10 protein-coding genes are annotated in these 10,867 nt (G+C 70.2%); 4 read left to right on the top strand and 6 right to left on the bottom strand.

Annotated features, from left to right (window positions below; genetic code table 11):
• Positions 1 to 177 precede the first annotated feature (177 nt).
• Both argG and lpdA read right to left on the bottom strand, forming a co-directional pair.
• Positions 178 to 1,632: an argininosuccinate synthase gene (argG, locus tag AB5J56_RS42840; protein WP_369241549.1), complete on the bottom strand. Its 1,455-nt coding sequence runs from the start codon at positions 1,630 to 1,632 to the stop codon at positions 178 to 180.
• Positions 1,633 to 1,769: 137 nt separating this feature from the next.
• Positions 1,770 to 3,182, bottom strand: coding sequence for a dihydrolipoyl dehydrogenase (lpdA, locus tag AB5J56_RS42835; protein ID WP_369241547.1), 1,413 nt, complete (start codon positions 3,180 to 3,182; stop codon positions 1,770 to 1,772).
• A gap of 189 nt (positions 3,183 to 3,371) precedes the next feature.
• Between lpdA and AB5J56_RS42830 the strand changes: the two genes are divergently transcribed.
• From AB5J56_RS42830 to AB5J56_RS42820, 3 genes are all read left to right on the top strand, one after another.
• Positions 3,372 to 4,109: a hypothetical protein gene (locus AB5J56_RS42830; RefSeq protein WP_369241545.1), complete on the top strand. Its 738-nt coding sequence runs from the start codon at positions 3,372 to 3,374 to the stop codon at positions 4,107 to 4,109.
• 90 nt (positions 4,110 to 4,199) lie between these two features.
• Complete coding sequence (locus AB5J56_RS42825) at positions 4,200 to 4,724, top strand: DinB family protein (RefSeq protein ID WP_369241543.1); 525 nt, start codon at positions 4,200 to 4,202, stop codon at positions 4,722 to 4,724.
• Positions 4,725 to 4,784: 60 nt separating this feature from the next.
• The gene (locus AB5J56_RS42820; RefSeq protein ID WP_369241541.1) at positions 4,785 to 5,474 is read left to right on the top strand and encodes a response regulator; all 690 of its coding nucleotides are present in this window, start codon (positions 4,785 to 4,787) and stop codon (positions 5,472 to 5,474) included.
• 45 nt (positions 5,475 to 5,519) lie between these two features.
• Here the strand turns inward: AB5J56_RS42820 and AB5J56_RS42815 are convergent, their stop codons facing one another.
• Together AB5J56_RS42815 and AB5J56_RS42810 are read right to left on the bottom strand one after the other, a co-directional pair.
• Entirely contained in the window at positions 5,520 to 7,208 is a 1,689-nt protein-coding gene (locus AB5J56_RS42815) for a hypothetical protein (RefSeq protein WP_369241539.1), read from the bottom strand.
• A gap of 274 nt (positions 7,209 to 7,482) precedes the next feature.
• Complete coding sequence (locus AB5J56_RS42810; protein ID WP_369241537.1) at positions 7,483 to 7,974, bottom strand: FBP domain-containing protein; 492 nt, start codon at positions 7,972 to 7,974, stop codon at positions 7,483 to 7,485.
• Between the two features lie 71 nt (positions 7,975 to 8,045).
• Between AB5J56_RS42810 and AB5J56_RS42805 the strand changes: the two genes are divergently transcribed.
• Complete coding sequence (locus tag AB5J56_RS42805) at positions 8,046 to 8,615, top strand: TetR/AcrR family transcriptional regulator (protein ID WP_369241535.1); 570 nt, start codon at positions 8,046 to 8,048, stop codon at positions 8,613 to 8,615.
• A gap of 48 nt (positions 8,616 to 8,663) precedes the next feature.
• On the opposite strand, the gene AB5J56_RS42800 is transcribed toward AB5J56_RS42805, so the two are convergent.
• A complete protein-coding gene (locus AB5J56_RS42800) occupies positions 8,664 to 9,149 on the bottom strand; it encodes a hypothetical protein (RefSeq protein ID WP_369241533.1) in 486 nt (161 codons plus the stop codon).
• A 158-nt stretch (positions 9,150 to 9,307) separates the two neighbouring features.
• The gene (locus AB5J56_RS42795; protein WP_369241531.1) at positions 9,308 to 10,762 is read right to left on the bottom strand and encodes an APC family permease; all 1,455 of its coding nucleotides are present in this window, start codon (positions 10,760 to 10,762) and stop codon (positions 9,308 to 9,310) included.
• Positions 10,763 to 10,867: the final 105 nt, after the last annotated feature.

The following is a 10,867-nucleotide window of genomic DNA, read 5'->3' as shown; positions in this document are numbered from 1 at the left end:
GAATCAGGCACCGCGCCAAGCCACCGCCCGGGATGCTAGCGAATTGGAAACCTTCCTACCAGTCCCCCGGCGGCAGTTGATCCGCGTCACCTACGACACCGCCTCCCGCACCTGGGCAAGTGCCAGGGTGCAGGAGGCGGTTGGCCAGGTCGTACCAGGTGAGCCGGTGACGCCCGGTCAGTCCGTTCCGGACTCCATCGCGGCGCGGTCCAGGAGCGCCTCGTCCTCGGAGACCTCGCCGCGGGAGGCGATGGCCTCGGCGCCGCCCTCGGGCAGTTCCGGCATGGTGCCGATCAGCCCGGTCGCGGCCGCCTGGGAGGCGCCGATCGTGGGGCTGCCGGTGCCGATCAGGCCGAGGCCGACGTACTGCTCCAGCTTGGCGCGCGAGTCGGCGATGTCGAGGTTGCGCATGGTCAGCTGGCCGATCCGGTCCACCGGGCCGAACGCCGAGTCCTCGGTGCGCTCCATGGACAGCTTGTCCGGGTGGTAGCTGAACGCCGGGCCCGTGGTGTCGAGGAGCGAGTAGTCCTCGCCGCGCCGCAGCCGCAGCGTCACCTCGCCGGTGACGGCCGCGCCGACCCAGCGCTGCAGCGACTCGCGGATCATCAGCGCCTGCGGGTCGAGCCAGCGGCCCTCGTACATGAGGCGGCCGAGGCGCCGGCCCTCGTTGTGGTACTGGGCGAGGGTGTCCTCATTGTGGATCGCGTTGACGAGGCGCTCGTAGGCCGCGTGCAGCAGTGCCATGCCGGGGGCCTCGTAGATGCCGCGGCTCTTGGCCTCGATGATCCGGTTCTCGATCTGGTCGGACATACCCAGGCCGTGGCGGCCGCCGATGGCGTTGGCCTCCATCACCAGGTCGACCGCGGTCGCGAACTCCTTGCCGTTGATCGAGACCGGACGGCCCTGATCGAAGCCGATCGTCACGTCCTCGGCGGCGATCTCGACCGAGGGGTCCCAGAACCGCACGCCCATGATCGGGTTGACGGTCTCGACGCCGGTGTCCAGGTGCTCCAGGGTCTTGGCCTCGTGGGTGGCGCCCCAGATGTTGGCGTCGGTCGAGTAGGCCTTCTCGGTGCTGTCGCGGTAGGGCAGGCCGTGGGCGACCAGCCACTCCGACATCTCCTTGCGGCCGCCGAGCTCGGTCACGAAGTCCGCGTCCAGCCAGGGCTTGTAGATGCGCAGGTGCGGGTTGGCGAGCAGGCCGTAGCGGTAGAACCGCTCGATGTCATTGCCCTTGAACGTCGAGCCGTCGCCCCAGATCTGCACGTCGTCCTCGAGCATCGCCCGCACCAGCAGAGTGCCGGTGACGGCGCGGCCGAGCGGCGTCGTGTTGAAGTAGGCACGCCCGCCCGAGCGGATGTGGAACGCGCCGCACGTGAGCGCGGCAAGGCCCTCCTCGACCAGTGCCGCACGGCAGTCGACCAGACGCGCGATCTCGGCTCCGTACGCCGACGCGCGGCCGGGCACCGACGCGATGTCGGGCTCGTCGTACTGGCCGATGTCGGCGGTGTAGGTGCACGGGACGGCACCCTTGTCGCGCATCCACGCGACCGCGACGGAGGTGTCGAGGCCGCCGGAGAAGGCGATGCCGACGCGCTCGCCGATGGGCAGGGAGGTAAGAACCTTAGACATAGGAAGAGTATGCGCTATTACGCATGACCATGCAACGTGGGTGTCGCGAACAGACCTCAGGACGGCTTTCGGGCGACGGCCGCGCCGTCGCCCGAAAGATCAACCTGCGTGCGCCGCTGTGCGCGGGATGCGCGGCCTCACATGTTGATCATGTGCCCGGCGAGGCCGTGCAGCGCTTCCTTGACCGCCTCGCCCAGGGTGGGGTGGGCGTGCACATTGCGGGCGACTTCGTGGACGGTCAGGTCCCACTGCTGGGCCAGGGTCAGCTCGGGCAGCAGCTCGGTGACGTCCGGGCCGATGAGGTGGCCGCCGATCAGTTCGCCGTACTTCGCGTCGCTGATCAGCTTCACGAACCCGGTCGCGTCCCCGAGCCCGTGCGCCTTGGCGTTCGCGGTGAACGGGAACTTCGCCACCTTCACGTCGAAGCCCTTCTCGCGGGCCTGCGCCTCGGTGTAGCCGAAGCTGGCGATCTGGGGCTGGCAGTAGGTGGCGCGCGGGATCATCACATAGTCCAGCTCCATCGTCTCCGCACCCGCGAGGGTCTCGGCGGCGATGACCCCCATGGCCTCGGCGGCGTGCGCCAGCATCAGCTTCGCGGTCACGTCGCCGATGGCGTAGATGTGCGGCACCGACGTACGGCAGCGGCCGTCGACGTCGATCGCGCCGCGCTCGGTGACCTGGACGCCCGCCTGCTCCAGGCCGTAGCCGGTGACGTTCGGGGCGAAGCCGATCGCCTGGAGCACCTTGTCGGCCTCCAGGACCTGCTGGTTGCCGTCCTTGCCGGTGACCGTGACGCGGACCTGCGGACCGGACTCGTCGATCGACTCGACCCGGGTGGAGGTGAGCACGTCGATGCCCAGCCGGCGGTACTGCTTGGCCAGTTCCGCGGAGACGTCGGCGTCCTCGAGCGGGGCGAGGCGGTCCAGGAACTCGACGATGGTGACCTTCACACCGTAGTTGTGCAGCACGTAGGCGAACTCGATGCCGATCGCACCGGCGCCCGCGATCACGATGGACTGCGGCAGCTCCTCGGCGAGGATCTGCTCCTCGAACGTGACGACGCGGGAGGTGCGGCGGGTGCCCGGCAGCAGCTTCGGAGTGGCACCGGTGGCGATGATGCAGTGATCGAAGCCGACCGTCCGTGTCGAGCCGTCGAAGCCGGCCACCTCCAGGGTGTGCGCGTCACGGAAGGTGCCGCGCCCGCTGATCTCGGTGATCTGGTTCTTCTTCATCAGGTAGTGCACGCCCTTGACCCGGCCGTCCGCCACCTTGCGGCTGCGCCGATAGGCCTCGCCGTAGTCGAAGGAGACCGTCCCGTCGACCTGGATGCCGAAGGTCTTGGCCTCTCGGGTGAAGATGTGCGCCAGCTCGGCGTTGCGCAGCAGGGCTTTGGTGGGGATGCAGCCCACGTTCAGACAGACACCGCCCCAGTACTTCTCCTCGATCACCGCGACGCGCTTGCCCAGCTGGGCGGCTCGAATGGCGGCCACGTATCCACCGGGGCCCGCTCCGAGTACGACGACGTCGAAACGCTCGCCCTGCTCATCCATCGATCGTTCCTTTCCCAAGGGACGGCCGGCCTCCCGCAAAGGCCGACTCACTCCCGGTCGAACAACGTATGCACCAACTAGACACCGGTCACCCTAAATTCCTCGACGTCAGCAGCATGGTCCATCAGCCCGTTCGGCGCAGAAGAGAACGCGTCGGCAAGGCAGGTCTGCGATCGGAGCGAATGCCACATGGCCCACGAAGAAACGCGCCACCTGCTCGTACAGAGCCGCGGCGAGCCGTCCCCCTTGTACGAGTCGTACCTGGAGTGGGCGTACGACGACATCGACACGTACACCGGCTGCGTCCCGCTGGACGACCCCGAGCTGGGCCTGCCGGCCGATCTCGCCGACGCCCTGCGCGCGTGGTCGCTGTCGCGGCCGTCGGAGGATTCCGCGTCCCCTCCGAGCCTGAGCGAGCACGTCCAGCAGGGCCTGGTGGTGGCCCGACGGCTGGCCAGGCACCTCGGCCCCGCAGTGGCGGTGCGCTACCGGGACGAGCGGCACCGGACGTCGAAGTGGATCTGCTGGGGCTGCGACCGCCTGCACGAGGAGGGTGACGGCACCCCGCCCCACCCGCTCCACATCGACGTCGACGGCGAGTTCAAGTTCGGTCCGCTGCGTTCCGACGGTTTCGGGGACTTCTTCCCCGACGATCCCACCGCCGCCCTGCACCTGTCGGACGGCCTGGTCGCCGCCCTGTACGCATGGGCGGACGGGATCAACACCACGCTCAATCTCATGATCGGGGACCGCGACGAGGCCAAGTACGACGGGGCGTGGCAGCGGCTGTTCCGCGAGGGGATGGACCTGGCGAGGCAGGTCGCCCACGAAATCGGCCCCGGCCGGACAGTCACCTACAAGGGTCTGGCACACGGCAGCCTCGCCATGCTGACGTCGGTCACCTGGCAGGGAGACCGGGAGCTGTAGCCGCGGGCTCCGCCTGAGAATCTCGCTTTCGATGACGCACCCTCATGGTTGAGGATGGCCGGCATGACCATCCCGAGCAGAAGAGCGCAAATGTTCATCGCCGAAGAGGACGATCCTCGGTTCAGTGGTCCCGCGACCGGCGACGAAAGGCGCATGCTCGTCGACTTCCTCAAGGCCCAGCGCACGACACTGGAGCTGAAGTGCACAGGCTTGGAAGCCGAGTTGGCCCACAGGTCCGTGGAGCCGTCCACGCTCTCCCTGCTCGGCCTCGTCCGGCACCTCGCCGATGTCGAGCGTCGCTGGTTCCGGCGGATCCTGGCCGGGCTCGACGTACAGCCGCTCTTCTCCTCGGGGGCCGACCCCGACGGGGACTTCGACGGTGCGGTGTCCGACCCGTCGGTGGTCGCGGCGGCGTGGGAAGCCTGGCATGCCGAGGTGGCGTTCGCCGACCGCTTCGTCGCCGAGGCGCCCGACCTTGACGTCGCGGGCCTCGACGCGTGGCGCGGGGAGGTGTCGCTGCGCTGGGTGCTCATCCACATGGTCGAGGAGTACGCCCGGCACAACGGACACGCGGACCTGCTCCGTGAGCGGATCGACGGCGCGAGAGGAGTGTGATCCGCCCACCACCCCCGGACCGGTCGCCCTCGCCGCACCGGGCTCAGGCATGATGCGCCCATGACCGACCGCACCCCGATCCGTGTCCTGATCGCCGACGACCAGGACATGGTCCGTACCGGCTTCCGCTTCTTCCTGGACGCGCAGCCGGACATGACCGTGGTCGCCGAGGCTCGCGACGGGGCGGAAGCCGTGGCGCTGGCCCGGGAGTTGCGGCCGGATGTGTGCCTGCTGGACATCCGCATGCCCAAGCTCGACGGGCTGGAGGCGACGCGGCTGCTGGCCGGGCCGACCGTCGCGGACCCGCTGCGGATCGTCGTGGTGACGACGTTCGACCTCGACGAGTACGTCTACGGCGCGTTGCACGGCGGGGCCTGCGGCTTCCTGCTCAAGGACTCCGGCCCCACGCTGCTGGCCGAGGCGGTCCGCGCGGCCGCGAACGGTGACTCGCTGGTGTCGCCGTCGATCACCGTACGGCTGCTCAAGCACCTCACCGCGAATCAGGCCCCGAAGCCCGCCGCACCGCCGGAGCCCCAGGACCCGCTCACCGACCGTGAGTTGGACGTCGTACGGCTGGTCGCCCTCGGTCACACCAATGCCGAGATCGCCGCGTCACTGTACGTCTCCCTGTCGACCGTGAAGACACACCTGGCCGGCATTCAGCTGAAGCTCTCCGCGCGCAACCGCGTCGAGATCGCCGCATGGGCCTGGCAGACCGGAAATGCCGGCGCCCCGGGGCCGCGGCAGTGAGGGCGGCGAACGGGAGCACCGGCCCGGCGACGGCGGCCGCCGGGGTCAGCAGGAGTCCGGCGCCGGTGAGGGACCGTACTGCGAGCCGATCCGGTACACGCCCGGCCGGGTCACCGTCAGCCGCGTGAACTCGCCGTCCGGGGTGAGGCAGCCGCCGTCGGAGCGCAGCCACGGCGAGTACGCGACCCGTAGGGTCACCGAACCGGAGCCCGGAACGCGGACCTCGACCTCGGCGCTGGTGGTCCGGACGACAGAGGCGGGCGCCGACACCAGCGGCACCGCGTCGCGCACCCGGTACACCCGCCAGTGGGCGTCCTGCCACACGGGCTCCAGCCAGTCGGGCCGGTGCTCACGGACCAGACGCGCCTCGTCCTCGGCGTAGCCGTCCGGTTCGCCGAGCGGCACGACCACGAAGCCGACCGCCCAGCGGTCCAGCCAGGCCCGGTAGGTGGTGGCCGAGAAGGTGCCGTCGTAGAAGAGCCGGTCGCGTTCCATGTCGAGCTGGCGGTTCCAGCCGCGCGCGAGGTTGACGTGCGGGGCGAGTGCGGTGGCCTCGCGGTGGTTGCGGGCCGGGACCGCCTCGACCCGGGTGCGGTCGGCGCCGAGACCATGGAGTGCCCGTACGACGCCACGGGTGTCCACCGCCCAGGCCGGCACCGACGCGCTCACCCTCAGGTCGGCGACCGTCTTCGAGCCCACCCAGCCGACGGAGAACACCAGCGCCACGATCAGGACGTTGCGGGACAGCCGCCGCAGCCGCGGTGCACTGCGGAGCGCCGCGAGAAACACCGCCGGAGCGAACAGCGCCGCGAGCCGCTCGATGTTCGTGCCGATCGGCGAGGGGACGAGATAGACGAGGACGGTTCCGGTCGCATAGACGACCCCGCTCCAGCGCGCCACGTGCCAGGTGCGGGGAGCCAGCACGGTGACGGTCAGGCCGAGCAGCGCGGGCGCCCAGATCCGGTCGGCCGGCATCAACTGCTCGCCGGTGAAAGGGAAGAGGAGCGTGGTCGTGGCGACCACGGCGGCGGGCGGCGCCAGCAGCGCGAGCGCGCGCCTCCAGTCCCGTACGAGAAGGAATGCCGCGCCCACGACGGCCAGGAAGAGCCCCGCGACCGGGCTGGCCATGGTCGCGAGCGCTGCGTAGGCGCCGGCGACGACCGCGCGGCGCTCCCGGGTGAGCAGCACGCAGGCCCCGAGGCCCAGAGCCACGCCGAGCGCGAAGGTCGTACGGCCCGAGGCGACATCGCACCACAGGGCGAACGACGCGAGGAGCGCCGGGCCCAGCGGGCGCCGTATGCCGGTACGGGTGATGAGCACCGCGGCCAGCCAGGTGGCTGCGAGCCCGGAGAGCACGGTGACCGTGCGCACGCCGACGGCCGCCATCAAATACGGGGAGATCAGGCTGTAGTTGGCGGCGTGCATCCCGCCGTACCAGGACAGGTTGTACGCCGATCCCCCGTTCTGCGACGCGAACTGTGCCCACGCATCCTGCGCGGCGAGGTCACCGCCGCCGGTGGCGAGGAACGCCCACCACACCGCGTAAGGCACCAGCATCGGCAGCGTGGCGAGGAGGGGAACGCGGTGGCGTCTCCAGAGTTGGGGCGCGGCGGGCTGCGGGGGTGCGGCGGTTCCGTCGGGTGGGGGCGCGGGTGCGGGTACGACGAGGAGCGGCCGCTCGATGGCCAGCTGGACGGGGCCGGCTGTCTGGACGGGGTCGGCTGTGTGGGTCACGGGCATCCTGGGGATGGGGGATCACGGGAGTCGGCTGACGCCATCGTGGTTCTGCGCCCTCAACCCGCGCCTCGGCCGAACGGTCATGGCCGACCGGCCCGCAACACCTTCATGTCAGCCATTCGGCTGATCCACCCGCGACGGTCTCCTCGTCCCGCCTCGCTCTGCCGCACCATCCGACCGGGCGGCCGACGCTCAGCATCTCGCCCCAAACACAGGGCACTTGACCGGCAATCCCGGCGCTTGCGGCGGCGCGCCCCTCAGGCTTCCGGAGTCATGCGGTCACCCTCGCGAAGAACGCGGCGACGTTGGCCACGGTCCGCTGAATCCTCTCTTCGAGAGTCAGCGACTCCTGCAGCCGTGCCCCGACGCCCGCGTCCTTCTTGCCCCGCAGGTACAGCGAGCAGGCGAGGTCGCTGCATATGTAGGCGCCCACCGAGTTGCCCTGCTGGCCGGCCTTGCCCGCCTTGGAGGCGACCATCAGACAGACGCCGCCGGTGTGGGTGGTCAGGCACATCGAGCACATACTGCGGCGCAGTTGCCCGATGGCAGAGCTGGGGCAGCGCAGCGCGAGGGCTTTCGGGCGGCCGTCCAGTTCGGTGACGAGGTAGCCGCGGTCGGGGGCCTGCGGATCTCGCCAGCCGAGGTAGTCCAGGTCGTCCCAGGGCCGGTCGGCCAGATCGCGGGGGACGGCCAGGCGCTTCGCCTCGCCCTTGGTGCAGTTCACGAACGCGGCGCGGATCTCTTGCTCAGTCAGCGGCTTCATGGGAGGCACGCTAATTTGCCTAAAAGCTTTAGGCAAATACATAATCTCTTCAGGCGAATGAGGGAGAGGCTATGGCACGCGCAGGACTGACCACGGAACGCCTTGTCCGGGCGGGGGCGGAACTGGCGGACGAGGTCGGCTTCAACGAGGTGACCGTCTCGGCGCTCGCGAGGCAGTTCGACGTCAAGGTCGCGAGCCTGTACTCACACCTCAAGAACTCCCACGATCTCAAGACCGGGATCGCGCTGCTCGCGCTGGAGGAACTCGCCGACCGGGCCGCCGACGCGCTGGCGGGACGGGCCGGCAAGGACGCCCTGGCCGCCTTCGCCAACGTCTACCGCGACTACGCCCGCGAGCACCCCGGCCGCTACGCCGCGGCGCAGTTCCGGCTCGACCCGGAGACGGCGGCCGCAAGCGCGGGCGGCAGGCATGCGCAGATGACGCGGGCCGTCCTGCGCGGCTACGACCTCACGGAGCCGGACCAGACGCACGCCGTCCGGCTGCTGGGCAGCGTCTTCCACGGCTACGTCACCCTGGAGATGGCCGGGGGCTTCAGCCACAGCGCTCCCGACTCGCAGGAGACCTGGGTCTGGACGCTGGACCGGCTGGACGCCCTGCTGCGGACCTGGTCCGCGCCCTGATCCCCGCCGTCCGCAGCGCCCCGGGCCACCGGCCCCCGGCCCGTCGGCTCAGGACTTCGCCACCACCACCGTCACCTTCCACTCCTGAAGGCCCTTGCACGCGATGTGGCCCGGGTCGGTCCCGCACACGGGTCGGGACGAGGTGAGGTGTGTCGTGCCGGCGGCGGCCGCGCTGTAGGCGGCGGTGGCGTCACCGGGCTGGATGACGATGCCCGCGTTGGTGGGTTCGAGGGCGTCGCCGGTGGCGCTGACCGGCTTCCACGCGCGCGTGGTGGTGCCGTCCAGGGTGATACGGACGACGCCGCCCGCCGTCAGGCACACCGTGCGGCCCGAGTCCTCGGCGGTGAGCGACGCCTCCGGCGCGCACCCCTTCTCGCTCGTCGTGGGCGACGGCGACGTCGTCTGCGACTGCGATGGCGTCACGGCACTGCTGCCGGACCCGCTGTCGCCGGTCTGCGAGCCGCAGCCTGCAAGGAGCAGGGCGGATGCCGCGAGGGCGAGGACGGTACTCGGGTGGGGGGTCGTACGGCGCATGGGTTGGCCTCCTTTCCCCTATGACGTGTCACAAGCGCATCGGGATCCACTGCGCAGGTGACGGGTGTGCAAAGGGTGACGGAAGGCGTCTGCCCAGCGGGACGTGGGGGCGAGAGTGAGCCCGTCTCTCTCGGGCCCACCCCCATGTCTCCCCCCCCTCACGTCCCGGCCGGCTCCGCGTCCGGAGTCGGTGCGGCGAGGTACTCCTCCGTGATCTCCTTCGGGCCGAAGGGCCACACCTTCTCCAGGCGTGCCCAGACGACGTAGGCGACGCAGCCGAGGGCGAGCCAGGCCAGGGACCATTCGATGGGGTGGCGGCCCGGGGAGTTCTTGTCCGCGTAGCCGTAGATGGTCAGCCAGCCGGCGAGGGCGATGAAGCTCGGCAGCGGGTAGAGCCACATCCGGTACGGGCGGCGCAGCCCCGGCTGGCGTCGGCGCAGCACCGAGAGGGCGAGGATCTGGGCCAGCGCCTGGACGATCACCATGACTGTGGTGAGCAGCTGGATAAGGGTGGCCAGGTCGGTGTGGCGGCCGATGAGGAAGCCGATCGCCGTGACGACGCCCATGGTGGCCAGGCCCAGCATCGGGAAGCGGTGCCGGGGGTGCAGCTTGGCGTACGGGCGGAAGAAGACGCGCTCGCGTGCGGCGTCGTAGGGGACTCGGGAGCCGCCGAGCAGGCCGGTGAAGACCGAGGCGAACGCGGTGATGAGGATGAGGACGGTGACCGTGTCGGCGGCGCCCTTGCCCCAGGTCTTCTCCAGGACGGCGGAGGCGACGGAGGTGGAGGCGATGTCGCCGGGGTCGGTCATCCGGCGCCAGTCGATGACGCCGAGAGTGCCGATCTGCAGCAGCAGGTAGATCGCCATGATGCCGACGATCGAGAAGATGATGGAGCGGGGCAGGATGCGGCCCGGGTCCTTGATCTCGGCGCCCATGTAGGCGGTGGTGTTGTAGCCGAGGTAGTCGTAGATGCCGATGGTCAGGCCTGCGGCGAAGCCGAGCCAGAAGCGGTTGCCGGCGAAGTCGAAGGCGTGCGCCGGGTAGGTGAAGGCCAGGTGCGGGCTGAAGTCGGTGGCCGCGGCCAGGATCACCAGCAGGACCGACGTGATCATGACGGCCCACATCACGGCGGTGATCCGCGCGATGTGCTCGATGCCGCGCCAGAGCAGGATGACCACCAGGGCGACCATGCCGAGCCCGACGAGGTCGCCGGTGGTCCTGCCCATGTCGGGCGCCAGATAGCCCAGGTACTGGACGAAGCCGACGACACCGGTGGACATGATCAGCGGGATGAAGAGCATGGCTGTCCACACGAACAGGAACGGCATCAGCCGCCCGGTGCGGTACTGGAAGGCCTGGCGCAGATAGACGTAGCTGCCGCCGGAGCCGGGCATGGCCGCGCCCAGCTCGGCCCAGATGAGTCCGTCGGCTAGCGCCAGCAGGGCGCCCGCGACGAAGCCGATGACCGCCTGCGGGCCGCCGAACGCGGCGACCATCAGCGGGATGGTCACGAACGGCCCGATGCCGCACATCTGGCTCATGTTGATGGCGGTGGCCTGGAAGAGGCCGACGCGGCGGACGAAACCGCCGGTGGGCGGCGGGTTTGCGGACATGGGGTCCTCCTGAGGCAGGACACGGGGAGGGGTACGGCGGGACGGCCGATGTCGGTCGGCGTCTGTCGAGGCCGGTCGATGTCGGCCGACGGTCGTCGACCGTCG

The organism is Streptomyces sp. R21 (genome assembly GCF_041051975.1).
Lineage (GTDB): Bacteria > Actinomycetota > Actinomycetes > Streptomycetales > Streptomycetaceae > Streptomyces.
The sequence above is the reverse complement of the archived record's forward strand: the minus strand, read 5'-3'. Positions and strand labels throughout refer to the sequence as shown.

Bases quoted from the DNA above. Each gene is read 5' to 3' on its own strand.
- argG (WP_369241549.1), bottom strand. From the start codon at position 1,632: ATGTCTAAGGTTCTTACCTCCCTGCCCATCGGCGAGCGCGTCGGCATC.
- lpdA (WP_369241547.1), bottom strand. From the start codon at position 3,182: ATGGATGAGCAGGGCGAGCGTTTCGACGTCGTCGTACTCGGAGCGGGC.
- AB5J56_RS42830 (WP_369241545.1), top strand. From the start codon at position 3,372: ATGGCCCACGAAGAAACGCGCCACCTGCTCGTACAGAGCCGCGGCGAG.
- AB5J56_RS42825 (WP_369241543.1), top strand. From the start codon at position 4,200: ATGTTCATCGCCGAAGAGGACGATCCTCGGTTCAGTGGTCCCGCGACC.
- AB5J56_RS42820 (WP_369241541.1), top strand. From the start codon at position 4,785: ATGACCGACCGCACCCCGATCCGTGTCCTGATCGCCGACGACCAGGAC.
- AB5J56_RS42810 (WP_369241537.1), bottom strand. From the start codon at position 7,974: ATGAAGCCGCTGACTGAGCAAGAGATCCGCGCCGCGTTCGTGAACTGC.
- AB5J56_RS42805 (WP_369241535.1), top strand. From the start codon at position 8,046: ATGGCACGCGCAGGACTGACCACGGAACGCCTTGTCCGGGCGGGGGCG.
- AB5J56_RS42800 (WP_369241533.1), bottom strand. From the start codon at position 9,149: ATGCGCCGTACGACCCCCCACCCGAGTACCGTCCTCGCCCTCGCGGCA.
- AB5J56_RS42795 (WP_369241531.1), bottom strand. From the start codon at position 10,762: ATGTCCGCAAACCCGCCGCCCACCGGCGGTTTCGTCCGCCGCGTCGGC.